This is a genomic window from Inquilinus ginsengisoli (assembly GCF_031453975.1).
In the GTDB taxonomy this organism is placed as follows: domain Bacteria; phylum Pseudomonadota; class Alphaproteobacteria; order DSM-16000; family Inquilinaceae; genus Inquilinus; species Inquilinus ginsengisoli_A.
In genome coordinates, this window is record NZ_JAVDPW010000010.1 from 279,980 (window position 1) to 304,695 (window position 24,716).

Genomic DNA, 24,716 nt, shown 5'->3' on the forward strand with positions numbered 1-24,716 from the left:
CCTTGCGACCATCTGACGAAAGTATCGCGCCTGTGCGTGCGTCCCCGGCCCAAAGCCTCTGGCCATTCCTCGCCTTCGGCGCCTTGCTTCTATTGGCCTTTCCGGCCTCGGCGACGCCCACCTTCGAAAGCGCGCGATGCGTCTTCCCGGTGCCGCGCGGCGAGCGGGCGACCTGCGGCTTCGTCGCGGTGCCGGCCCATCGCGAGGGCATGCGCGGCCGCGACATCCGCCTCTATGTCGCGGTGCTGCACAGCCAGGCCCCGTCGCCGCTGCCGGATCCGGTGATCTTCCTCAATGGCGGGCCCGGCGATGCCGCCTTCGGCGAGGATGCCGACACCTGGTGGCAGGCCAGCCGGCCGATCCGCGCGGCGCGGGACTTCATCGTCTTCGACCAGCGCGGCGTCGGCCAGTCCCGGCCCAGCCTGGACTGCCCGGAGCTGGACCGCATCGCCGACCGGAACTGGAAGCCGGGGCTGAGCCGGGCCGAGATCCTGGCGATGGAACGGCCGGCCGCGGCCGCCTGCCACGACCGCCTGACCCGGGGCGGCATCGACCTGTCCGCCTACACCACGGCGGAGGCCGCCGCCGATGTCGACGACATCGCCGCCGCCCTGAACTACGAGAGCTACAACCTGATCGGCGTGTCCTACGGCAGCCGGGTGGCGCTGGCGGTGATGCGCGACTTCCCCGACCGGGTCCGCAGCACCGTGCTGGACAGCGTCTATCCGCCTGGCATTTTCGACCTCGACACCCAGCCGGCCCTGATCGCCCGGGTGTTCCGCCGGCTGTTCGAGGATTGCAAGGCCGACACCGACTGCGAGACCGAGTACCCGCTGCTGGGGCCCCGTTTCGACGGCATGCTGGCGCAGCTTCGGGCCGCGCCGGAGACGATCCGCCATGGGCGGAAGTCGATCCGGGTCGATGACGGCATCGTGCTCGACGCGCTCTATGCCGCCTTCTACGACCCGACCACCCTGGCCGACCTGCCCGGGTTGACCGACAAGGTCGCGCGCGGCGATCTGGCCGCCCTGACGCCCTGGATCGGACCGGTGTTCAGCGGCGGCCCGAACCGCGCCGAAGGGCTGGCGCTGAGCGTCGCCTGCAGCGAGAGCTGGCCCTTCGCCACCCGCGACGCGCTGGCCGCCTCGGTGGCGGCCGCCGAACCCTATGGCGGCGACGCCGCCTATGCGCTGGAGTGGCAGAGCTGCGAATCCTGGCACGTGCCGCCGATCTCGGCGGTCGACGCCGTCGCGGTGTCGAGCACGGTGCCGACCCTGCTGCTGACCGGCAGCTTCGATCCGATCACGCCGCCCGAATACGCCTACATCGCCGCGCAGACGCTGACCAACGGCCGGGTGATCGAGTTCCGGGCGGGAAGCCACTCGCTGCTGACCACGGAGGCCTGCGCGCCACAGCTGGTCGCCCGCTTCATCGAGGCGCCGACGGCGCCGCTCGACGAGTTCTGTCCGAACCGCACGCTGGGGCCGCGCTTCACCACCGCCGGGCTGGCGGATCAGCCGCCCTCGGCCGCCGCGGCGACGACCGAGGCGCGGTCGCCATAAAGCGACCGCGCCCGGGTCTCGAAGGCCCCGACCATGCGCCGGAAAGCCTCGTGGAACAGGGCGCCGATCAGGGTCTGCAGTACGCGCGACCGGAACTCGAAATCGACATAGAAGTCGATCTTGCAGCCGCCGGGATGCGGCTGGAAATGCCAGCGGTTGGTCAGCCTTTTCATCGGCCCGTCGACATAGGCGACATCGATCTGCCGGCCCGGCGTCAGGGTGACGCGGCTGGTGTAGCGCTCGCGGATCATCTTGAAGCCGATGACGAGGTCGGCCATCAGCACATTGCCCTCGCGGTTGCGGATTCGGGCTCCCAGGCACCACGGCAGGAAGCTGGGATAGCTTTCGATATCCGCCACCAGCTCGTAGAGCTGTTCGGGGCTGTAGGGCAGGACGCGCGTTTCGGTATATGAGGGCATGATCGGTCTGCGGGGCGGTGTCGGCCTATAGATTAGACCGGCTCCGCCATCCCGCCAGTGCGACGTTGAGGCGCTCCGCGCCGGGGGCGACGTTTACGCGCCGCGGCGAGGTTCAGGCACCCCGCGCCAGGGCGACGAGGTCGATCGAGCCGGCGGCGGCGCCGAGCCGGGCCAGCCGCGCCGCCTTCAGCCGCTCGAAATCGGCCCCGGCATGGTAGGAGGACCGGGTCAGCGGCGAGGCCGAGATCATCAGGAAGCCCTTACCACGGCCGATCTTCTCGTGGCTCTGGAACTCCTCCGGCGTGACGAAGCGGTCCAGCTTGGCGTGCTTCGGGGTCGGCTGCAGGTACTGGCCGATGGTCATGAAGTCGACATCAGCGGCGCGCAGGTCGTCCATCACCTGTCCGACCTCCTCCGCCGTCTCGCCCAGGCCGACCATGATGCCGGATTTGGTGAAGATGGTCGGGTCCAGCTCCTTCACCCGCGACAGCAGCTGCAGCGAGGTGAAATAACGGGCGCCGGGCCGGATCGACGGGTACAGCCGCGGCGCGGTCTCGAGGTTGTGGTTGAAAACGTCCGGTCGCGCTTCGACAACGATTTCAACGGCTCCTGGCTTGTTCTTGAAGTCAGGAGTGAGGATCTCGATGGTGGTGTCCGGCGACGCGGCGCGCACCGCACGGATGGTCTCGGCGAAATGCCGGGCGCCGCCATCCTCGAGGTCGTCGCGGTCGACCGAGGTGATGACGATGTGGTTCAGCCCCAGCCGGCCGGCGGCCTCGGCGACATGCTGCGGCTCATGCGGGTCGAGCTGGTCGGGCCGGCCGGTCGCGATGTTGCAGAAGGCGCAGGCCCGGGTGCAGACCGAGCCCAGGATCATCACCGTGGCGTGACCCTTGGACCAGCACTCGCCGATGTTGGGGCAGGCCGCCTCCTCGCACACCGTGTTCAGCTTGAGGTCCCGCATCAGCTTGCGGGTCTCGTGATACTCGGGCGACACCGGGGCCTTCACCCGGATCCAGGCCGGCTTGCGCTGGATCGGATTGTCCGGGCGGTTGGCCTTTTCGGGATGGCGGAGATGCGGCTCTACAGCGGACATGGTCGTCCTTGCGGGGTCCTGGGCGGGGTCGCGGCCTGGCTCGGCGCCAGTCCCTCCAAAGATGGGCGAAACTCTTGCAAAGCCAAGCTCGCTTTGATCAATAGTGGATTGCGCGGCCGTAGGCGTCTAGGACGCTCTCATGCATCATCTCGCTGAGCGTCGGATGCGCGAAGATGGTGTGCATCAGCTCCGCCTCCGTCAGCTCGCCCGTCTTGGCGATGACATAGCCCTGGATCAGCTCGGTGACTTCCGCGCCGACCATGTGCGCCCCAAGCAACTCGCCGGTCTTGGCGTCGAACACGGTCTTGATCATCCCCTCGGGCTCGCCCATGGCGATCGCCTTGCCGTTGCCGATATAGGGGAAGCGGCCGACCTTGACCTCGCGCCCGGCCGCCTTGGCCTTGGCCTCGGTCAGGCCGACCGACGCCACCTGCGGCATGCAGTAGGTGCAGCCCGGGATGTTGCTGACATCCATCGGGTGCGGATGCTGGCCGGCGATCTTCTCGACGCAGATCACGCCCTCGTGGCTGGCCTTGTGCGCCAGCCAGGGCGCCCCGGCGACGTCGCCGATGGCGTAGACGCCCGGCTCATCCGTCTCGAGATAGGGGCCGACCACGATGTGGCCGCGGTCGACCTTCACCTTGGTGTTCTCGAGCCCGATATCCTCGACATTGCCGGTGATGCCGATGGCCAGGATCACCCGGTCGGCGGTGATCTTTTCGGTCTTGCCGCCGACCTCGATGGTGGCGGTGACGCTGTCGGCGCCCTTCTCCAGCTTCTGGGTCTTGGCGCCGACCAGGATGCGCATGCCCTGCTTCTCGAACTGCTTCTTGGCGAAGGCCGAGACCTCCTCATCCTCCACCGGCAGCACGCGGTCGAGCATCTCGACCACGGTCACCTCGGCGCCCATGTTGCGGTAGAAGCTGGCGAATTCGATGCCGATGGCGCCCGAGCCGATGACCAGCAGCGACTTCGGCATGGTCGGCGGGACCATCGCCTCCTTGTAGCTCCAGACCAGCTTGCCATCGGCCTCCAGCCCCGGCAGGTTCCGGGCCCGCGCGCCGGTGGCGACGATGATGTGCTTGGCCGACAGCGTCTCCTTGCCGCCGGCCTTCAGCGCCACCTCGACCTTGCCGCCGCCCAGCAGCTTCGCGGTGCCGTCGAACACCGGCACCTTGTTCTTCTTCAGCAGGTGCTTGACCCCGCCCGACAGCTGCGACGCGACCTTGCGCGACCGATCAACCACTTTCTTAAGATCGAAGGTGATGTCCTTGGCAGAGAAGCCATATTGGTCGAGATGCTTGAGCAGATGTGAGATCTCGGACGACCGCAGCAGCGCCTTGGTCGGGATGCAGCCCCAGTTCAGGCAGATGCCGCCGAGATGCTCGCGCTCCACGACCGCGGCCTTGAGCCCCAGCTGGGCGGCGCGGATCGCGGCGACATAACCACCGGGACCGCCGCCGATCACCAGGACGTCGAAGCTCGTATCAGCCACAGTAGAGTCTCCTTGCTCCCTCCCCCGCCCGAATGCCGGCGGAGGAGACTGTCACAGGGCCGGCCGTCCGGGCCGGGGCATGTCCCGGCCCGGGCCGATCAGAGCATCATGCCGAGCGGCGCCTCGACCAGCGCCTTGAAGGCGGCCAGGTACTCGGCCCCGACCGCGCCGTCGACCACGCGGTGGTCGACCGACAGGGTGCAGCTCATCACCGTGGCGATGGCCAGCGCGCCGTCCTTGACCACCGGCTGCTGGGCCCCGGCGCCGACCGCCAGGATGCAGGCCTGCGGCGGGTTGATGATCGCCGCGAAGTCCTTGATCCCGAACATGCCGAGATTGGAGATCGAGAAGGTGCCGCCCTGGTATTCCTCGGGCTTCAGCTTGCCGTCGCGGGCCCGCGCCGCCAGGTCCTTCATCTCGGCCGAGATGGTGCTCAGGCCCTTGCGGTCGGCATCCTTGATGATCGGGGTGATCAGCCCGCCCGGGGTCGCCACCGCCACCGAGATGTCGACCCGCTCGTACTGGATCAGCGCGTCGTCGGTCCAGGAGGTGTTGGCCGCCGGCACCTTGCGCAGCGACAGCGCCGCCGCCTTGATGATCAGGTCGTTGACCGACAGCTTGACGTCGCCGCGGTCGTTCAGCTCCTTGCGCAGCTTCAAGAGCGCATCGAGCTGGATGTCGACCGTGAGGTAGAAATGCGGGACGGTCAGCTTGGACTCCAGCAGGCGCCGGGCCACGACCTTCCGCATGTTGCTGTGCTTCTGCTCGCTGTACGGGATGCCATAGGCATCGGCGAGCTGCTTGGCGTTCGGACCGGCCGCCGTCGGCTTGGCCGCGGCCGGAGCTGCCGCTGGCTTCGCCGCCTCGGGGGCGGCCGGCTTGGCCGCCGGCGCGCTGCCGCCCGACACCGCCGCGTCGATGTCCGCCTTGACCACCCGGCCGTTCGGGCCGGTGCCCTTCAGCGCCGCCAGGTCGATGCCGGCCTGCTCCGCCATCCGGCGGGCCAGCGGGCTGGCGAAGACCCGGTCGTCATGGCCGTTCGCCGCCGCCGGCTTCGCGACCGGGCCCGCTGCGGCCGGCTGGGTCGCCGGAGCGGGCGCCTCGGCCTTGGCTTCGGCTTTCGGCTCGGCCGGCGCTTCAGTCTTGGCCTCGGCCTTCGGGGCCGCGGCACCACCCTTCAGGGCGCCGGCATCCTCGCCGTCTTCCAGCAGGATGGCGATGATCTCGTTGACCGGCACGTTCTCGGTGCCTTCCGGCACCACGATCTTGCCGATGACGCCTTCGTCGACGGCTTCGACCTCCATGGTCGCCTTGTCGGTCTCGATCTCGGCGATCACGTCGCCGGACTTGACCTTGTCGCCTTCCTTCTTGTGCCAGGTGGCGAGCGTGCCCTCGGTCATGGTCGGCGACAGCGCGGGCATCAGAATGTTGATCGTCATCGATCTCTCCCTGCGTCCGGCGCCCGGATCAGCGGTAGCAGGCGGCCTTCGCCGCCGCCACGATGTGCGATGCCTGCGGCAGCGCGAGATGCTCGAGATTGGCCGCGTAAGGCAGCGGCACATCGACCGAGCAGACCCGGCCGACCGGAGCGTCGAGATAGTCGAAGGCGTGCTCCATCATCAGCGCCGCCAGCTCCGACCCGATGCCGGCGAAGGGCCAGCTTTCCTCGGCCGAGATCAGGCGGTTGGTCTTCTTGACCGAGTTGACGATGGTCTCGACGTCGAGCGGCCGGATCGTGCGCAGGTCGATGACCTCGGCGTCGATGCCCTCGGCGGCCAGGGTTTCCGCCGCCTCCAGCGCCTTCCCGACCATGATCGAGTAGGCGACGATGGTGACGTCCTTGCCCGAGCGCACGATCTTGGCGCGGCCGATCGGGACGGTGAAATCGGGATCCTCCGGCACGTCGAAGCTCTGGCCGTAGAGCATCTCGTTCTCGAGGAAGATCACCGGGTTGGGGTCGCGGATCGCTGATTTCAGCAAGCCCTTGGCATCCGCCGCCGACCACGGCGCCACCACCTTCATGCCCGGGCAATGGGCGTACCAGCTGGCGTAGTCCTGGCTGTGCTGCGCGCCGACGCGCGAGGCGGCGCCGTTCGGGCCGCGGAACACGATAGGGCTGCCCATCTGGCCGCCGGACATGTACAGCGTCTTGGCCGCCGAATTGAGGATATGGTCGATCGCCTGCATGGCGAAGTTGAAGGTCATGAACTCGACGATCGGCCGCAGCCCGGAATAGGCCGCGCCGACGCCGAGGCCGGCGAAGCCGTGCTCGGTGATCGGGGTGTCGATCACGCGCCTGGCGCCGAACTCCTCGAGCAGGCCCTGGCTGACCTTGTAGGCGCCCTGGTACTCCGCGACCTCCTCGCCCATCAGGAAGACGGTGGGGTCGCGGCGCATCTCCTCGGCCATGGCGTCGCGCAGCGCTTCGCGCACGGTCAGGCGCTTGGTGCTGGCGAAGAACTTGTCCTCGTCCGAGGCCGGTGCGGCCTTGTTGGCCGGCAGCGGCGCGGCCGCGGCGGCCGGCGCCTTGGCTTCAGGCTTCGAGGCCTCCTCGGCCGCTTCCGCCTTCGGCGCCGCGGCACCGTTCGGGGCGGCGTCCGACGCGCTCTCGCCGTCGCCGAGCAGGATGGCGATCGGGGTGTTCACGGCCACGGCCTCGGTGCCTTCCGGCACCAGGATCTTGCCGATGACGCCTTCGTCAACCGCCTCGACCTCCATGGTCGCCTTGTCGGTCTCGATCTCGGCGATGACGTCGCCCGACTTCACCGCATCACCCTCGCGCTTCAGCCATTTCGCGAGCGTGCCCTCGGTCATGGTCGGCGACAGGGCCGGCATCAGGATTTCGGTGGGCATTCGGATTCTCCGGCATCCGGCGGCGCCGCTCGTTCAGCGGCGGCGCCCCGGGTGATGATGGCTCAGGCTTCGATCAGGACGTCGGTGTAGAGCTCCGACGGATCGGGCTCCGGGCTCTGCTGGGCGAATTCCGCCGCGTCGTTGACGGTGCCCCGGATCTCCTTGTCGATCGCCTTGAAGTCGTCCTCGGTGAGGCCGCCGATCGCATCGATCTTCTTGCGCACCAGATCGATCGGATCGTGGGTCTCGCGCATCTTCGCCACCTCCTCCTTGCTCCGGTACTTCGCCGGATCGGACATGGAGTGGCCGCGATAGCGGTAGGTCATCATCTCCAGGATGGTCGGGCCGCCGCCCGAGCGGGCGCGCTCCAGCGCCTCGGATGCCGCGGCGCGGACCGCCAGCACGTCCATGCCGTCGACCTGGAACCCGGGGATGCCGTAGGCCTGGCCGCGCAGATGCAGGTCGGCATTGGCCGACGCCCGCTGCACCGAGGTGCCCATGCCGTATTTGTTGTTCTCGATGACATAGACCACCGGGAGCTTCCACAGGGCGGCCATATTGAAGCTCTCGTAGACCTGGCCCTGGTTGGACGCGCCGTCACCGAAATAGGTGATGGAGGCTCCCCCATCCTCCTTGTAGCGATGGGCGAAGCCGAGCCCGGTGCCGAGCGAGACCTGGGCGCCGACGATGCCGTGGCCGCCGAAGAACTTCTTCTCGCGGCTGAACATGTGCATCGAGCCGCCCTTGCCCTTGGAGTAGCCTCCACGGCGTCCGGTCAGCTCCGCCATCACGCCGCGCGGGTCCATGCCGCATGCCAGCATGTGGCCGTGGTCGCGATAGCCGGTGATGACGTCGTCAGCCGGGGTCTGCGCCGCCTGCATGCCGACCACCACGGCCTCCTGGCCGATGTAGAGGTGGCAGAAGCCGCCGATCAGGCCCATGCCGTAGAGCTGACCGGCCTTCTCTTCGAAGCGGCGGATCAGCAGCATGTCACGGTAATAGCCGAGGAGCTCGTCCTTGCCGGCGGGGGCGGGAGCCACGGCTCCCGACGCCTTATCCTGGGCAGGACGACGTTTCGTGGCGGCCAATGGATCCTCCCATAGAGAGCGGCATCGGGTTATTAGGCGCGCATAGGATCTTCGCCTTGCCCAGTGCTACCGCGCACGGACGGAATTTGCAAGGCATGGGTCAAGGGGACGCGGGGCGCGCCGGCGCGATTCGTCGCGAAAGCGCCTTACGGCGTCGTCGGCGCGGCCGCCTTGGGGTAGAAGATGACGACTTCGTCGGGCTTGGCGACATTCAGCATCGCCCGCGCCCGTTCGTCGAGCATGTCAAGGTCGACCTGCTTGGGGTCGATCAGCGCGGCGCGCTTCTCCATCTCGCTGCGCTGGGTCTGCAGCGTATCCAGGGTGGCCTGCGCCTGCGCCACCTCGTCCTTGAGGTTGTCGCGCGCGAAGATGCCGTGATCGCCCTGGATCGCGTGATACGCGAAATAGGCGATCAGGCTGGCGCCGACCACCGGCCCGATGACCGGCCGCAATTTCCGCCTGATATAGCGAAACATGCTCATGCGACTAAATCACCATAGGTCGGGGTCGGCGTCAATTCTTCCGCCTAACGGCGCCGGAACACGGCCCTTCCAGCATAGCTCGCGGCCCGGCCCAGCTGTTCTTCGATGCGGATCAGCTGGTTGTACTTCGCGAGTCGGTCGGAACGGCTGAGCGAACCGGTCTTGATCTGCCCGCAATTGGTGGCGACCGCGAGGTCGGCGATGGTCGCGTCCTCGGTCTCGCCCGAGCGGTGCGACATGACCGCGGTGTAGCCGGCCTTGTGCGCCATCTCGACCGCCTGCAGCGTCTCGGTCAGGGTGCCGATCTGGTTGACCTTGACCAGGATCGAATTGCCGATGCCGCGGGCGATGCCCTGGGACAGGCGCTCGGGATTGGTCACGAACAGGTCGTCGCCGACCAGCTGGGTGGTCTTGCCGAGTGCGGCGGTGATCGCGGCCCAGCCCTCCCAGTCGTCCTCGGCCATGCCGTCCTCGATCGAGACGATCGGGTAGCGCTTGGTCAGGTCCTCGTAATAGGCGACCAGGCCGGCGCTATCGAGGGTCTTGTTCTCCCCCGCCAGCACGTAGCGGCCGTCCTTGTAGAACTCCGACGACGCGGCATCGAGCGCCAGCACCACGTCCTCGCCGGGCTTGTAGCCGGCGGCCTCGATCGCCTTGACGATGAAGCCCAGCGCCTCGTCGGCCGACCCCAGATTGGGGGCGAATCCGCCCTCGTCGCCGACATTGGTGTTGTGGCCGGCGTCCTTCAGCTTCTTGCGCAGGGCATGGAACACCTCCGCCCCGGTGCGCACCGCCTCGGCCAGGGTCGGCGCACCGACCGGCAGGATCATGAACTCCTGGATGTCGATCGGGTTGTCGGCATGGGCGCCGCCGTTGATGATGTTCATCAGCGGCACCGGCAGCGTGGCGGCGTTGGCACCGCCGACATAGCGGTACAGCGGCAGGCCGGCATCCTCGGCCGCCGCCTTGGCGACCGCGAGGCTGATGCCGAGGATGGCGTTGGCGCCGAGCCGGCTCTTGTTCGGGGTGCCGTCGAGCTCGATCATGGTGCGGTCGAGCTCGATCTGGTCCTCGGCGTCGAGGCCGGTCAGCGCGTCGTAGAGCTCGCCATTGACCGCGTCGACCGCCTTGGTCACACCCTTTCCGCCATAGACGGATTTGTCGCCGTCGCGCAGCTCGACCGCCTCATGGGCGCCGGTGGATGCGCCGGACGGCACCGCGGCCCGGCCGAAGGCGCCCGAATCGAGGGTGACGTCGACCTCGACGGTCGGGTTGCCGCGGCTGTCGAGGATCTGGCGGGCGTGAATGTCGACGATCGCAGTCATTGTGTGAGAACCTCTCGCTTCGCTGCGCACGGGTGGGGTCGGGAATCGGGCGCGGCCAGACTGTGCTCCGGCCCGGAAAATGCAAGGAATTTTACCTCTGCGTTGCGGACAAGGCTCACATTTCCCAATTGTGGCGCTGGCATGTTGAAACTGCGTCATTTTGGGGAGTAGCCTCCGGCGAAAGTGCTAAAGCTGAAGGTGCCGAGATGCGGCTATTATCCCACATGCTGTCGCGCTTCGTTCAAGCCGGGCGTCTGCGCATCACCGATGCGGGCGGTGTGGTCCGCGACTTCGCCGGCAAGGCGCCGGGCCCGTTCGTGTCGGTGCGGTTCCACGACCCTGGCTTGCAGCGCAAGATGTTCCTGTCCCCCGGCCTGGCGGTCGGCGAGGCCTATATGGACGGGACCCTGACCTTCGAGGACGGCACGTCCCTGCGGGACCTGTTCACCCTCTACGGCCACAATTACCAGGCGCTCGACCGCTATCCGCTGCAGGCGCTGTTCCGGGCGATCGGACGCCGCCTGCGCTGGCTGCAGCAGTACAACCCGATCGGCAAGTCGCAGCAGCACGTCGCGCATCACTACGACCTGTCGCGCGAGCTGTTCGAGCTCTTCCTCGACGAGGACATGCAGTACTCCTGCGCCTACTTCGGCGACGGGGTGCGGAGCCTCGAGGAGGCGCAGGCCGCCAAGAAGCGGCATATCGCGGCCAAGCTGAGGCTCGACGGCGCCAAGCGCGTGCTCGACATCGGCAGCGGCTGGGGCGGCATGGCCATGACCCTGGCCGAGCTGGCGCCGGTCGAGGTGCTGGGCGTGACGCTGTCGACCGAGCAGCAGAAGCTGGCGGAGGAACGGGCGAGGCGGCGCGGCCTGTCGGATCGCGTGACGTTCGAGCTGCGCGACTATCGCCAGATCGAGCAGCGCTTCGACCGAATCGTCTCGGTCGGCATGTTCGAGCATGTCGGCGCCGCCTACTATGACGAGTTCTTCGGCAAGGTGCGCGAGCTCCTGACCGATGACGGCGTCATGGTGCTGCATTCGATCGGCCGGATGGAGCCGCCGGGCACCACCGCCGCCTGGCTGCGCAAATACATCTTCCCAGGCGGCTACTCGCCGGCCCTGTCGGAGGTGATGGCCGCGGTCGAGCGCCAGGGCCTCTGGGTCTCCGACATCGAGATCCTGCGTGTCCACTACGCCGAGACGCTGGCGGCGTGGCACGAGCGGTTCCAGGCCCAGCGCGAGCGCATCGCCAAGCTGTATGACGAGCGCTTCTGCCGGATGTGGGAGTTCTACCTGCTGGCCTGCGAGAACGAGTTCCGGCTGGGCAGTTGCATGGTGTTCCAGATGCAGCTCGGCCGGAAGCGTGACGCGGTGCCCTTCACCCGGGACTACATCACCGACACCGAACGCCGCTACGGCAACATGGCCACGGCGGCGGAGTAACCGGAGGTTTCCGGCTCCTTACCGCGTCATTCCCGCGAAAGCGGGGATCTCTTTCCGTTTCCCGTAAAGAGATCCCCGCTTTCGCGGGAATGACGGGCGCTGAGGATGTCAGATCCGGACCGGGTCGGCCTTGGCGATGCGGTCGAGGGCCAGCAGCGTGGTCAGCAGCGCCTCGAGCTTGCTGATCGGTACCATGTTGGGGCCGTCGCTGGGGGCGTGGTCGGGGTCCTGATGGGTCTCGATGAACACGGCGGCGACGCCGATCGAGACCGCGGCGCGGGCCAGCACCGGCACGAATTCGCGCTGGCCACCTGAGCTGGTCCCCTGCCCGCCCGGCTGCTGCACCGAATGGGTGGCGTCGAACACCACGGGATAGCCGGTCTGGGCCAGGATCGGCAGCGCCCGCATGTCGCTGACCAGGGTGTTGTAGCCGAAGCTGACGCCGCGTTCGGTCAGCAGGATCTTGTCGTTGCCGGTGCTGGCGATCTTGGACGCAACGTTCTTCATGTCCCAGGGAGCCAGGAACTGCCCCTTCTTGACGTTGATCGCCCGGCCGGTGGCGCCGGCGGCCAGCAGCAAGTCGGTCTGGCGGCATAGGAAGGCCGGGATCTGTAGGATGTCGACCGCCTCGGCCACCGGGGCGCATTGCGCCGCGTCGTGGATGTCGGTCAGCACCGGACAGCCGAACCTTTCCCGGATCTCGGCCATGATCGGCAGGCTCTTGTTCATGCCCAGGCCGCGTTCGGCCACGGCGGAGGTCCGGTTCGCCTTGTCGAAGGACGTCTTGTAGACGAGGCCGAGGCCGAGCTTCGAGGTGATCTCGACCAGCGCCTGGCTCATCTCCAGCGCGTGCGCACGGCTCTCCAGCTGGCACGGGCCGGCGATCACGGTCAGCGGGCGGTCGTTGGCGAAGGTGACGTTGCCGACGGAAACGGCGTGGGCGGCGGTCATGATCTCTGTTCCTCGAATGCTCAGACGAGCCGGCTCTGCTCGATCGCCGCGCGGATGAAATCGGTGAACAGCGGGTGCGGATCGAACGGCTTCGACTTCAGCTCCGGGTGGAACTGCACGCCGATGAACCAGGGATGGTCCGGCAGTTCGACGATCTCCGGCAGCACGCCGTCCGGCGACAGGCCGGAGAAGAACAACCCCGCCTGCTCCAACCGCTCTCGGTAGTTGATGTTGACCTCGTAGCGGTGGCGGTGGCGCTCGCTGATCTCGGTCACGCCGTAGATCTCCTGCACCCGGCTGCCGGGCACCAGCGCCGCCGGATAGGCGCCCAGGCGCATGGTGCCGCCGAGGTCGCCGTCGGTGCGGCGGACCTCCAGCGCGTTGCCGCGGGTCCATTCGGTCATCAGCCCGACCACCGGCTCGTTGGTCGGGCCGAATTCCGTGGAGTTCGCCGCCGGCATCCCGGCCATGTGGCGCGCAGCCTCGATCACCGCCATCTGCATGCCGAAGCAGATGCCGAAATACGGCACCTTGCGCTCACGCGCGAACTGGGCCGCGCGGATCTTGCCCTCGGCCCCGCGTTCGCCGAAGCCGCCCGGCACCAGGATGCCGTGGACATGCTCGAGATGGGAGACCGCATCCTCGGATTCGAAGATCTGCGAATCCATCCAGTCGAGCTTGACCTTGACGTTGTTGGCGATGCCGCCATGGGCCAGGGCCTCGGCCAGGCTCTTGTAGCTGTCGATCAGCGAGGTGTACTTGCCGACCACGCCGATCGTGACCTCGCCCTCCGGCGCGCGGACGCGGTGGACGATGTTCGACCAGCGCGACAGGTCGGGCGCCGTCGGCTGCTCCATGCCGAAATAGGCCAGGACCTGATCGTCGAAGCCTTCCTCGTGATACGAGATCGGCACGCTGTAGATGGTGTCGACGTCGAGGGCGGCGATCACCCGCTCCGGCCGGATGTTGCAGAACAGGGCGATCTTGCGCCGCTCATTGGCCGGGATCGGCCGGTCGGCGCGGCACAGCAGCATCGCCGGCTGGATCCCGACCGACAGCAGCTCCTTGACCGAATGCTGGGTCGGCTTGGTCTTCAGCTCGCCCGCCGCCGGAATGTAGGGCAGCAGCGTGACGTGCAGGAACAGCGCGTTCTCCGGCTCGACCTCGTTGCCGAACTGCCGGATCGCCTCGAGGAAGGGCAGGCTCTCGATGTCGCCGACCGTGCCGCCGATCTCGCAGATGATGAAGTCTTCGTCGGTGATGTCAGACCGGATGAAGTCCTTGATCGCATCGGTGACGTGCGGGATCACCTGGACGGTCGCGCCCAGATAGTCGCCGCGGCGTTCGCGCGCGATCACGTTGGAGTAGATCTTGCCGGTGGTGACGTTGTCGCTCTTGCGGGCGGAGACGCCGGTGAAGCGCTCGTAATGGCCGAGATCCAGGTCGGTCTCGGCCCCGTCATCGGTGACGAAGACCTCGCCGTGCTGGGTCGGGCTCATCGTGCCCGGATCGACGTTGAGATACGGGTCGAGCTTCCGGAGCCGGACTTTGAATCCCCGCGCCTGAAGCAGTGCCCCGAGTGCTGCGGCACCCAGTCCCTTGCCAAGCGAGGAGACCACGCCGCCGGTAATGAAGATGTACCGCGTCATGGAAGCTCACCCTATCCCAGATTCGTCCAGCCAAAAACAGCGAGGCGGCCCACTACCTATCAACGTGGTGGGCCGCCTCGACGCGAAAGATGTGGTGACGGGTTATTCCGTCGTGGGAACGGTCGGCGCCGTCGGTGCGGTGCTGGCCGGCGCCGACTGGGTCGAGGCCGGCTGCTCGGTGACAATCGCGGAGCCGGCACGATGGGTGCCCGCCATGATCGCCAGGACGATGCTGGTCACCATGAAGGCGCCCGCAAGGCCGGCCGTGGCGCGGGTCAGCAGGTTGGCCTGGCCGCGAATCGACACCAGCCCACCGCCACCGCCGCCGATGCCCAGGCCGCCGCCCTCGCTCCGCTGGATCAGGATGACCCCGATCAGGGATATGGCGATCAGAACGTGGATGACGAGCAAGACCTGCTGCACGGGGCACCTGTCGACAAACGAAAAAGGCCGGCTGCGCCCTGCAGCCGGCGATGGCGTCTATGTAGCGAAGACGTTCCCCCATTGCTAGCCCCGTCGCTGGTCCGCGCACCGCAGTGTTGCGTTTTGGCGCGGCTATTGTCCGACATGGCATTGACGCTCAGGGCGTCCGGGCCGATCCTAACCCGATTCACGCGCTCGGGAGGAGTAGATCGTGGCGACGAAGTTCGGCATCGGGCAGCCCATGCTCCGCAGCGAGGATCCCCGCCTTCTGAAGGGGGGCGGCCGCTACACCGATGACGTCTCGGCGCCGGGCCAGGCCCAGGGCGTGTTCCTGCGCTCCCCCTTCGCCCATGCTGAGATCCGCAGCCTCGACACCGCGGCCGCCGCGGCCATGCCGGGGGTGATCGGCATCGTCACCATCCGCGACCTCGACGCCGACGGCATCGGCGAGCTGAAATGCTATGCCTCGGTCAAGAACAGTGACGGCAGCGACCAGGCCTTGCCGCCACGCCCGATCCTGGCCCGCGGCCGGGTCCGCCATGTCGGCGAGCCGGTGGCCCTGATCGTCGCCGAGACGGTCGAGCAGGCCAAGGACGCCGCCGAGGCGATCGAGGTCGAGTACGATTCGCTGCCGGCCGCGGTCGACCCGGCCCGCACCCTGACCGGTCCCGCGATCTGGGACGAGGCGCCGAACAACCTGTGCTTCGACTGGGAGTTCGGCCAGAAGGACCAGGTCGAATCGCTGTTCGCCCAGGCCGACCGGGTGATCAAACTCGACCTGGTCAACAACCGCGTCGTCGCCTCGCCGATGGAGCCGCGCTGCTGCCACGCCGACTGGGACGCCACCGACGGCCGCTTCGTGCTCTACGTCGCCTGCCAGGGCGTGCATCTGCTGCGCGACATGCTGGCCGACGACATCTTCAAGCGGCCGAAGGAGGACTTCCTGATCCGCAGCCCCGATGTCGGCGGCGGCTTCGGCATGAAGATGTTCATGTATCCGGAATACCCGGCCACCCTCTACGCCGCCCGCAAATTCGGCCGCCCGGTGAAGTGGACCTCGGAGCGGACCGAGGCCTTCGTCAGTGACGACCATGGCCGCGACAACGTCACCACGGTCGAGCTGGCGGTCGACAAGGACGCGCGCTTCCTGGCGCTGCGCGTCGACATGATCGCCAACATGGGCGCCTATCTCTCGAACTTCGCGCCGTACATCCCGACCAATGCCGGCGGCGCCCAGATGCTGAACGGCCTGTACACCCTGCAGGGCGTCTACGAGCGGGTGCGCGGCGTGTTCACCAACACCCAGCCGGTCGATGCGTATCGCGGCGCCGGGCGGCCGGAGGCGGCCTACAATGTCGAGCGCATCGTCGACCATGCGGCGCGGGTGCTCGGCATCGACCCGATCGAGCTGCGCCGGCGCAACTACATCCCGCCCTCGGCGATGCCCTACGCCACCGTCACCGGCGTCACCTATGACAGCGGCGAGTTCACCCGCAACCTCGAGGAGGCGGCCGGGATCGCCGACCATGCCGGCTTCGAGCAGCGCCGGCGCGACTCCGCCGCCCGCGGCAAGTTCCGCGGCCTCGGCATCGCGACTTACGTCGAGGCCTGCGCCGGCGGTCCGGACGAGAGCGCCGACATCAAGGTCGGACGCGATGGCAGCGTGACGATCTACATCGGCACCCAGACCAACGGCCAGGGCCACGAGACCGCCTACAAGCAGGTGATCGGCGAGCATCTCGGGGTCGAGCCCGACCGCATCACCGTGATCCAGGGCGACAGCGACCTGGTGCGCACCGGCAACGGCACCGGCGGCTCGCGCTCGGTCCCGGTCGGCGGCGCCGCGGTGCAGGACGGGTCGATCAAGATCCGCGAGAAGGCCAAGCTGCGCGCGGCCGACCTGATGGAGACGGCGGCGGTCGACATCGCCTTCGCCGACGGGCGCTTCACCGTGGTCGGCACCGACCGGTCGATGACCCTGGCCGACATCGCCGCACAGACCGAAACCGACGGCGGGTCGGAGATCGCCTTCGAGGATCGCGGCAGCTTCACCCCGCCGGCCGCGACCTTCCCCAACGGCGCCCACATCATCGAGATCGAGATCGACGGCGACACCGGCGCGCTGGAGATCCTGCGCTACACCGTGGTCGACGATTTCGGCCGGGTGCTGAACCCGCTGATGGTTGCGGGCCAGGTCCATGGCGGCATCGCCCAGGGCCTCGGCCAGGCGCTGTTCGAGAGCACGGTGTTCGACAGCGACAGCGGCCAGCTGCTCTCCGGCTCGTTCATGGACTACGCCATGCCGCGGGCGGTGGACCTGCCCTTGATCGCTTTCAAGTACAACGAGATCCCCTGCACCACCAACGCGCTGGGGCTGAAGGGCGCGGGCGAGGCCGGGGCGATCGGGGCGCCGCCGGCGGTGATCAATGCCATCGTCGACGCGCTGTCGCCGCTGGGGGTCGAGCATGTCGACATGCCGGCGACGCCGCAGGTGCTGTGGCAGCTGATCCACAGCCGCGGCCAGCGCCAGGCGGCGGAGTAGGCTCAGCCGCGCCGGGTGCCGTCGAGGGCGCCGCGCTCGCGTCGGAACAGGCCGGCCAGCGCTTCGGCGACGGCGCGGACACCGGGGTCGCGGCGCAGCTCGGCGTGCAGCATCAGGTAGACCTCCTCGGCGAGCTCCGGCACCGGCTCGCCGAGGCGCAGCAGCCGGTCGTCGGCATCGCCGAGGAAGCAGGGCAGCAGCGACACGCCGAGACCGTCAGCCACCGCCCGGTGCCGCAGGAACACCTCGCCGAGCCGGCACAGGATGGTGCCCTGCCGGGCGACGCCGTCGAGCCAGGCGGATTGCGAGGGCGACCGCTCGGGCTTGGGCAGGCCGATGAAGGGCAGCCCGGCCAGGCTGCCATCCGGCGTCAGCCCGTGGTGCTGGGCGTAGCTGCGGGCGGCGTAGAGCGCGAAACCGATCCGCCCGATCCGGCGCGCCGCCAGATCCCCCTCCTCCGGCGTCCGGCGCATGCGCAGGGCGATGTCGGCCTCGCGCCGGGCAAGGTTGGCTTGGGCGCGCGAATTGCCCAGGGCGATGACGCGGCCGCTTTCGGCGAGCAGCCCCTGCAGATGGGTGGTGACGAACAGCGAGACCGAGCTGGTGGCGGTGACCTGCACCGGCTCCTGCCCCGTCGCCGCGGACTGGCGCAGCCGGCGGGCCAGGGCCCCCGCCCCCGCCTCCATGCTGCCGGCCGACTCGACCAGCGCCTGCCCCAGCGCCGTCAGTTGCAGGCGATTCGGCAGCCGGTCGAACAGCCGGGCGCCGGCCTGCCCCTCCAGCACCCGCAGGCGCCGGCCCACGGTGGGCTGGCTCAGCTGCAGGTGCCGCGCGGCCTCGGTCAGGCTGCCGGTCCGGGCGACGGCGAGGAAGATGCGGATGTCGTCCCAGTTCGGCTCGCCGGTGGTCACGTTCAGTCCAGCAATCGGTGCAGCTGGGCGTATTGCAGCAGGAGAATGGTCTTGCCGTCCATGATCTCGCCGCGCGCGACCATGGCCAGCGCCTCGGCCAGCGTCGGCTCCAGGATCTCGATGTCCTCGCCCTCCGCTGCCAGCCCGCCGCCCTCCGAGGTGCGGTCCGCCGGGCTGTATTCGGCGACGAAGAACACCAGCCGCTCGGTCACCGAGCCCGGACTCATGAAGGCCTCGAAGATCCGGCGCGGCGCCGCCACCCGGACTCCGGTCTCCTCCTCCGCCTCCTGGCGGATGCAGGTCTCGGGGTCGCGGTCGTCGAGCAGCCCGGCGCAGGCCTCGATCAGCGGCTCGGGGTGGCCATTGACATAGGCCGGGAAGCGGAACTGCCGGGTCAGCAGCACCCGCCCCCGCCGCGGGTCGTAGAGCAGGATGGTGGCGCCGTTGCCGCGGTCGTAGGTCTCGCGGTTCAGCGTCTGCCAGCTGCCGTCCTTGCGCCGGTAGTCGAAGGTGGTCTTCTTCAGCAGGTACCAGTCGTCGGACAGGGTCTCGACCGACTTGATCCGGATGCGGTCCTGCATCAGGCGCATCCCGGCACAGCTGCAGGGAGCACGAGGGAGAGAGATGCCAAGATACCTCCGCGAGGGCTGTGGGAGAGGGCGGCATCATCCTCGGCGGAGGTGGTCCCGGGAGCACCCTAGAGATGAATAGGCTCCATTCAAAACTGATGGGCTACCGCGCCTGGTTACCCCGCCGTCATTCCCGCGAAAGCGGGAATCTCATCGAAATCGTGAAGAGACCCCGTGTCTGCGCAGCATCACTGCGTGCTGCAGCGCGCACGGGATGACGGGCCTCGGTGGACTCCCTACCTCAGCTTCTCCCGGAGGAAGGCGTGGATCAGGGCCTGGTTGAAGGCGGTCTGCGCGTTGTTGGCGGCGGCGCCGTGACCGCCCTCGATGTTCTCGTGATAGAGCACGTCGGCACCCATCGCGATCATCTTCGCCGCCATCTTGCGGGCGTGGCCGGGATGGACCCGGTCGTCGCGGGTCGAGGTCAGGAACAGCACCGGCGGCGTGGCCGTGCCCTCGCGCAGGGCCTGGTAGGGCGAGAAGGTCTGCAGGAAGGCCCAGTCCTCCGGGACGTCGGGGTCGCCGTATTCCGCCACCCAGGAGGCGCCGGCCAGCAGCTTGGTGTAGCGCTTCATGTCGAGCAGCGGCACGGCGCAGACCACAGCGCCGAACAGCTCGGGATACATCGTCAGCATGTTGCCGACCAGCAGGCCGCCGTTGCTGCCGCCCTCGATCCCGAGATGCGGCACCGAGGTGATGCCGCGGGCGACGAGGTCCTTCGCCACCGCGGCGAAATCCTCATAGGCGCGCGGCCGATTCTCGCGCAGCGCCGCCTGGTGCCAGCGCGGTCCGTATTCGCCACCGCCGCGGATGTTGGCGACGACGTAGACGCCGCCGCGCTCTAGCCACAGCCGGCCCTCGCCCGGCACGTAATGCGGCAGCAGCGGGACTTCGAAGCCGCCATAGCCGGTCAGCAGCGTCAGGGCGCTGCCGTCGCGCTTGAGGTCCCTGGGCGCGACCACGAAATACGGCACCCGCGTGCCGTCGGCCGAGGCGGCGAAATGCTGCTCGACCGCGAAGCCCGAGGCATCGAAGAAAGACGGCGCCTGCTTCAGCGCCTCGAAGCCGGCGGCGCCGGCGACGCCGCGATAGAGCGTGTCGGGGTCAAGGAAGCCAGAGGCCAGCACCATGATCTCGTCGTCCTGGTGCGGCGTGGTGGCGACATGGGCGATGGTCGCCGCCTCGGGCAGCCCCTCCAACACCCGGCGCCGCCAGCCGCCCTCCTCCGGGGTCAGGATCTCCACCCGGCTCTTCACATCGTCGAGGATCTGCAGCACCAGATGGTTGCGGGTGCCGGAATAGCTCGACAGCGCCGTGGTCTCGCTCGGCTCGAACAGCACCGATAGGGCGCGGTCGCCGGCCAGCCAGTCGTCGAAGCGGGCGGCCAGCAGCGCGCCGCCGGGATAGGTCCTGCCGCCGACCTGCCACTCCGTGCGCGGGGTCACCAACAGCCACTCGCCATGGGCGCCGGCCTCGGCATGCTCCGGCACGTCGATCAGGGTCAGGGCGCCGTCGTCGCCGAGCAGGAACAGCTGGCTGGTGTAGAAGTCGATCCGCCGGGCGACGAAGTCGCGCTCGAAGCCGGGGAAAGCGTCGTGGAAGGCGTCGACCGCGAGATCGTCCTCCTGCCCCTCATAGACCGTGCGGGCCTCCTCCAGGGCCTGCCCCCGCCGCCAGCTCTTGACGATGCGGGGATAGCCGGAGCGGGTCAGCGACCCCGGGCCGAAATCGGTGCCGACATAGATGGTGTCGGCATCCTTCCAGCCGAACCGGCTCTTCGCCTCCGGCAGCGTGAAGCCGTCGGGCACGAAACTGCGGGTCTCGAGATTGAATTCGCGCACGACATGAGCGTCGGCACCGCCGCGCGACAGGGCGATCAGGCAGCGCCGGAAATCGGGTTCCAGGCAGTCGGCACCGTGCCAGACCCAGTTCTCGCCCTCCGTCTCGGCCAGGGCGTCGAGGTCCAGCAGAACCTCCCAGACCGGCGCGGGGGTGCGGAAGGAGGCCAGCGTCGTGCGCCGCCACAGGCCGCGCGGATGCGCCGCGTCGCGCCAGAAGTTGAAGTAGCGGTCGCCGCGGCGGACGACATGCGGGATCTTCGCCTCGGAATCGAGGATCTCCAGCATCTGCCTGCGCATGCGCTCGAAATCCGTCGTCTCGGCGAGGCGTGCCGCGGTCTCGGCGTTGCGCGCCCGCACCCAGTCGAGCGCCTTGGCGCCGTCGACGTCTTCGAGCCAGAGATAGGGATCGGTCTGGGTATCCATGTCGACCTTGCCGGATTGCGGGAGCACAGGTCGAGCAACATAGGGTGGGCTGCAAGCCGGGACCAGCATCGTCGCCGGCTCGATGCTCCAGTTTCCGATTATCCTCCAGTGTCATGCCACGGCTCGACCGTGGCATCCTGGGGCAGCCGGAGCGGCTCTTGGTGGCCCCTGGATTGCCCGGTCGAGCCGGGCAATGACAGAACGAGGAGAGCCTTCAGAGGCCCGGACGGTAGTTCGGGGCCTCTTGGGTCACGGTGATGTCGTGCACATGGCTTTCGCGCAGGCCGGCATTGGTGATGCGCACGAATTCGGCGCGCTGGTGCAGGTCGGCGATGGTGCGGCTGCCGGTGTAGCCCATTGCCGCCTTCAGCCCGCCCACCAGCTGGTGGATGACGTTGGCGGCCGGCCCCTTGTACGGCACCCGGCCCTCGACGCCCTCCGGCACCAGCTTCAGCGTGTCCGACACCTCCTGCTGGAAGTAGCGGTCGGCCGAGCCGCGGGCCATGGCACCGAGCGAGCCCATGCCGCGGTAGCTCTTGTAGGACCGGCCCTGGTACAGGATCACCTCGCCCGGCGCCTCGTCGGTGCCGGCGAACAGCGAGCCCAGCATCACCACATTGGCGCCGGCGGCGATCGCCTTGGCCAGGTCGCCGGAATACTTGATGCCGCCGTCGGAGATCACCGGGATGTCGAGCTTGCGGCAGACCTCGACCACATCGAGCACCGCGGTCAGCTGCGGCACGCCGACGCCGGCGACCATGCGGGTGGTGCAGATCGAGCCCGGCCCGATGCCGACCTTGACCGCATCCGCCCCGGCATCGACCAGCGCGCGGGCAGCGTCGGCCGTAGCCACGTTGCCGGCGATGATCTGGGTCGAATTCGACAGGCGCCGCGCCCGCTCCACGCTCTTCAGCACGCCTTCGGAATGGCCGTGCGCGGTGTCCAGCACCAGCACGTCGACCCCGGCGTCGAACAGCGCCTCGGCGCGGGAGATGCCCTTGTCGCCGGTGCCGGTGGCGGCGGCGGCGCGCAGCCGGCCCTGCTCGTCCTTGCAGGCGTTGGGGTGCAGCTGGGCGCGGACGATGTCCTTGACTGTGACCAGGCCGATGCAGCGGTAGTCCTGGTCGACGACCAGCAGCTTCTCGATCCGGTTCTGGTGCAGCAGGCGCTTGGCTTCTGCCTTGTCCACGCCCTCGCGCACCGTGACCAGGTTCTCCTTGGTCATCAGCTCGCGCACCGGCTGGTTCGGGTTGGTGGCGAAACGGACGTCGCGGTTGGTCAGGATGCCGACCAGCTTGCCGTTCTGCTCGACCACCGGGATGCCGGAGATGCCGTGGCGGTCCATCAGCGACAGCGCCTCGGCCAGGGTGGCGTCGGGGCCGATGGTGATCGGGTTGACCACCATGCCGCTCTCGAAGCGCTTGACCTTTCGCACTTCCTCGGCCTGGCGCTCGATGTCGAGATTGCGGTGGATGACGCCGATGCCGCCGGCCTGGGCCATGGCGATGGCGAGCGGCGCTTCGGTGACGGTGTCCATGGCGGCGGAGAGCAGCGGGATGCCCAGCTCGATCCGCTTGGTCAGCCGGGTCCGGGTGTCCGCGTCGGCGGGCAGGATCGACGAGGCCTGCGGGACCAGCAGGACATCATCGAAGGTCAGGGCGTCGCGGAACTGCATCTAGGGCTCCCAAAGGCTGGAAGCACCGCAATATAACCCTGGTCTCCCGCTTGTGAAGCGCAGATCTAGTGGGCCTGCGTTGCGTCGCGCGGATCGTGGGGCCGGCCGCGGAATTCCGTCGCGACGATGTAGACCTCGGCGCTGTCCTGGCGGCTGGCCGCCGGCTTGACGTGGCGCACCTTGGCGAAGTTGCGCTTGAGGATGTCGAGCAGCTCCTTCTCCGCGCCGCCCTGGAACAGCTTGGCGATGAAGGCGCCGCCCGGCGCCAGCACATCGACCGCGAATTCGACCGCGGTTTCGGCCAGCGCCATGATTCGCAGATGATCGGTCATCTGGTGCCCGACGGTCGGCGCGGCCATGTCGCTGAGCACGATGTCGGCCGGGCCGGCCAGCGCCTCCTTGAGACGGGCCGGCGCCTGCGGGTCGAGGAAGTCCATCTGCAGAATGATCGCGCCCGGCACCGGGCCCATGGCGAGATAGTCGATGCCGACCACCTTGCCCTGCGGCCCCACCCGCTCCAGCGCCACCTGGACCCAGCCGCCGGGGGCGCAGCCGAGGTCGACCACGCGCTGGCCGCGGCGCAGCAGCTTCAGCTTGTCGTCGAGCTGCAGCAGCTTGAACGCCGCGCGCGAGCGATAGCCCAGGCGCTTGGCCTCGGCGACATAGGGGTCGTTGAGCTGGCGCTCGAGCCAGAGGGTCGAGGACAGGGTGCGGGTCTTCGCCGTCTTCACGCGCACGCTGAGGCCACGGCTGCCGCGGCCGCTCGGCCCGCCGCTCTTGGCGCCGATGCCCGGCTTCTTCGGAGGTTTCATCTCACCCGGATGGTTTCGCGGCGTGGCGTCGCTGCGCCTCCGCCAGCAGGTCGAACAGGATGCCCTCGCGGACGCCGCGGTCGCCGACCCGCAACCGGCCGACCGGCCAGGTCTCGCAGATGGCTTCCAGGATGGCGCAGCCGGCCAGGACCAGGTCGGCGCGGTCGCGCCCGATGCAGGGATAGGCGGCCCGGGCGGCATAGTCGAGGCCCAGCAGCATCCGGCTGGCGCCCCGCGCCTCCTCGAAGGTCAGGGTGCAGCCGTCGACCTGGGACCGGATGTAGCGCGGCAGGCCGAGATGCACCCCGGCCAGCGTGGTCACGGTGCCGGAGGACCCGATCATCTGCACCCGGCCCTGGGCGATCAGGCCGCGCAAGTTGTTGCGGGCCTCGAATTCGGCCAGCGCGGCCATGGTGGCGGCGCTCATCGCCTCATATGTCTCGGCCGAGACCTCGTGGCCGCCATGCTGCTCCGCCAGCGAGACCACGCCGAACGGGATGCTGACGGCGTCGAGCGTCACCGCATGCCCGTCCGAATCGAATTCCAGCCAGGTCAGCTCGGTCGACCCGCCGCCGATGTCGAAGATGATCGCATGCGGCACCGCGGGGTCCAGCAACGGGGCGCAGCCGGCGGCGGCCAGCCGGGCTTCCTCCCCCGCGGGGATCATCTCCAGCTCGATGCCGGTCTCGCGCCGCACCCGGTCGCGGAAGGTCGGGAAGTTGCTGGCCTGGCGGCAGGCCTCGGTCGCCACCGCGCGCGACAGGATGACGTTCTGCCGCCGGATCTTGCCGGCGCAGATGCGCAGCGCGGCCATGGTCCGGTGGATCGCCGCGGGCTGCAGCCGGCCGGTCGCGCCCACGCCCTCGCCCAGCCGGACGATGCGGCTGAAGGCGTCCACCACCTCGAACCCGTCCGCGGTGCGGCGGGCGATCAGCAGGCGGCAGTTGTTGGTGCCGAGATCGACCGCGGCGTAGAGCGGTTCCGACCTCGCTGGCGTCCGACGTCGATCGCCGGCCGCGGTGGCCTCCGTGATTGCGATCGACTCCACCACTGACAATCCTTCCATGGCCCGTCCGTCTGGCTTCGAACGGCGCCTCC

Annotated in this window: 20 protein-coding genes; 3 read left to right on the forward strand and 17 right to left on the reverse strand. The window is 68.6% G+C overall.

From position 1 onward, the window contains the following. Positions 1-32: 32 nt before the first annotated feature. The gene (locus tag E9232_RS27580) at positions 33-1,562 is read left to right on the forward strand and encodes an alpha/beta fold hydrolase (RefSeq protein WP_309799607.1); all 1,530 of its coding nucleotides are present in this window, start codon (positions 33-35) and stop codon (positions 1,560-1,562) included. On the opposite strand, the gene E9232_RS27585 is transcribed toward E9232_RS27580, so the two are convergent. The 8 genes from E9232_RS27585 to eno all read right to left on the reverse strand — a co-directional run bounded on the left by E9232_RS27585 (position 1,514) and on the right by eno (position 10,320). After that, a complete protein-coding gene (locus tag E9232_RS27585; RefSeq protein ID WP_309799608.1) occupies positions 1,514-1,981 on the reverse strand; it encodes a type II toxin-antitoxin system RatA family toxin in 468 nt (155 codons plus the stop codon). The genes E9232_RS27580 and E9232_RS27585 overlap by 49 nt on opposite strands. Before the next feature lie 112 nt (positions 1,982-2,093). After that, complete coding sequence (gene lipA, locus E9232_RS27590; protein WP_309799609.1) at positions 2,094-3,077, reverse strand: lipoyl synthase; 984 nt, start codon at positions 3,075-3,077, stop codon at positions 2,094-2,096. Positions 3,078-3,174: 97 nt separating this feature from the next. After that, positions 3,175-4,572 carry a dihydrolipoyl dehydrogenase gene (lpdA, locus tag E9232_RS27595; protein WP_309799610.1) on the reverse strand — a complete coding sequence of 466 codons (1,398 nt, stop codon included), beginning with the start codon at positions 4,570-4,572 and terminating at the stop codon, positions 3,175-3,177. A gap of 98 nt (positions 4,573-4,670) precedes the next feature. Further along, entirely contained in the window at positions 4,671-6,011 is a 1,341-nt protein-coding gene (locus E9232_RS27600; protein WP_309799611.1) for a pyruvate dehydrogenase complex dihydrolipoamide acetyltransferase, read from the reverse strand. Between the two features lie 28 nt (positions 6,012-6,039). Continuing rightward, complete coding sequence (locus E9232_RS27605; protein ID WP_309799612.1) at positions 6,040-7,425, reverse strand: pyruvate dehydrogenase complex E1 component subunit beta; 1,386 nt, start codon at positions 7,423-7,425, stop codon at positions 6,040-6,042. A 62-nt stretch (positions 7,426-7,487) separates the two neighbouring features. Continuing rightward, positions 7,488-8,513, reverse strand: coding sequence for a pyruvate dehydrogenase (acetyl-transferring) E1 component subunit alpha (gene pdhA, locus E9232_RS27610; RefSeq protein ID WP_374710656.1), 1,026 nt, complete (start codon positions 8,511-8,513; stop codon positions 7,488-7,490). Positions 8,514-8,659: 146 nt separating this feature from the next. Beyond that, entirely contained in the window at positions 8,660-8,995 is a 336-nt protein-coding gene (locus E9232_RS27615) for an FtsB family cell division protein (protein ID WP_309799614.1), read from the reverse strand. Between the two features lie 44 nt (positions 8,996-9,039). After that, positions 9,040-10,320: a phosphopyruvate hydratase gene (gene eno / locus E9232_RS27620; protein WP_309799615.1), complete on the reverse strand. Its 1,281-nt coding sequence runs from the start codon at positions 10,318-10,320 to the stop codon at positions 9,040-9,042. Positions 10,321-10,526: 206 nt separating this feature from the next. Between eno and E9232_RS27625 the strand changes: the two genes are divergently transcribed. Next, entirely contained in the window at positions 10,527-11,762 is a 1,236-nt protein-coding gene (locus E9232_RS27625; RefSeq protein WP_309799616.1) for a class I SAM-dependent methyltransferase, read from the forward strand. Positions 11,763-11,870: 108 nt separating this feature from the next. Here the strand turns inward: E9232_RS27625 and kdsA are convergent, their stop codons facing one another. The 3 genes from kdsA to secG all read right to left on the reverse strand — a co-directional run bounded on the left by kdsA (position 11,871) and on the right by secG (position 14,785). Next, positions 11,871-12,713 carry a 3-deoxy-8-phosphooctulonate synthase gene (kdsA, locus tag E9232_RS27630; protein WP_309799617.1) on the reverse strand — a complete coding sequence of 281 codons (843 nt, stop codon included), beginning with the start codon at positions 12,711-12,713 and terminating at the stop codon, positions 11,871-11,873. Positions 12,714-12,733: 20 nt separating this feature from the next. Then, positions 12,734-14,362 carry a CTP synthase gene (gene pyrG, locus E9232_RS27635; RefSeq protein ID WP_309799618.1) on the reverse strand — a complete coding sequence of 543 codons (1,629 nt, stop codon included), beginning with the start codon at positions 14,360-14,362 and terminating at the stop codon, positions 12,734-12,736. A gap of 102 nt (positions 14,363-14,464) precedes the next feature. After that, positions 14,465-14,785, reverse strand: coding sequence for a preprotein translocase subunit SecG (gene secG, locus E9232_RS27640; RefSeq protein WP_309799619.1), 321 nt, complete (start codon positions 14,783-14,785; stop codon positions 14,465-14,467). Between the two features lie 211 nt (positions 14,786-14,996). On the opposite strand from secG, the gene E9232_RS27645 reads away from it, so the two are divergent. After that, positions 14,997-17,327, forward strand: a complete 2,331-nt coding sequence (locus E9232_RS27645) for a xanthine dehydrogenase family protein molybdopterin-binding subunit (RefSeq protein WP_309799620.1) — start codon at positions 14,997-14,999, stop codon at positions 17,325-17,327. Positions 17,328-17,329: 2 nt separating this feature from the next. Here E9232_RS27645 and E9232_RS27650 read toward each other — a convergent pair whose 3' ends face one another. From E9232_RS27650 to E9232_RS27675, 6 genes are all read right to left on the reverse strand, one after another. Continuing rightward, positions 17,330-18,238, reverse strand: coding sequence for a LysR family transcriptional regulator (locus E9232_RS27650; RefSeq protein ID WP_309799621.1), 909 nt, complete (start codon positions 18,236-18,238; stop codon positions 17,330-17,332). A 2-nt stretch (positions 18,239-18,240) separates the two neighbouring features. Beyond that, complete coding sequence (locus E9232_RS27655) at positions 18,241-18,819, reverse strand: NUDIX domain-containing protein (RefSeq protein ID WP_309799622.1); 579 nt, start codon at positions 18,817-18,819, stop codon at positions 18,241-18,243. 284 nt (positions 18,820-19,103) lie between these two features. Further along, positions 19,104-21,131 (reverse strand): prolyl oligopeptidase family serine peptidase, encoded by a 2,028-nt coding sequence (locus tag E9232_RS27660; RefSeq protein WP_309799624.1) that lies wholly within the window; start codon positions 21,129-21,131, stop codon positions 19,104-19,106. A 214-nt stretch (positions 21,132-21,345) separates the two neighbouring features. Next, positions 21,346-22,806, reverse strand: a complete 1,461-nt coding sequence (gene guaB, locus E9232_RS27665; RefSeq protein WP_309799625.1) for an IMP dehydrogenase — start codon at positions 22,804-22,806, stop codon at positions 21,346-21,348. 65 nt (positions 22,807-22,871) lie between these two features. Next, positions 22,872-23,618 (reverse strand): RlmE family RNA methyltransferase, encoded by a 747-nt coding sequence (locus E9232_RS27670; RefSeq protein WP_309799628.1) that lies wholly within the window; start codon positions 23,616-23,618, stop codon positions 22,872-22,874. A gap of 1 nt (position 23,619) precedes the next feature. Then, complete coding sequence (locus E9232_RS27675; RefSeq protein ID WP_309799630.1) at positions 23,620-24,666, reverse strand: Ppx/GppA phosphatase family protein; 1,047 nt, start codon at positions 24,664-24,666, stop codon at positions 23,620-23,622. Positions 24,667-24,716: the final 50 nt, after the last annotated feature.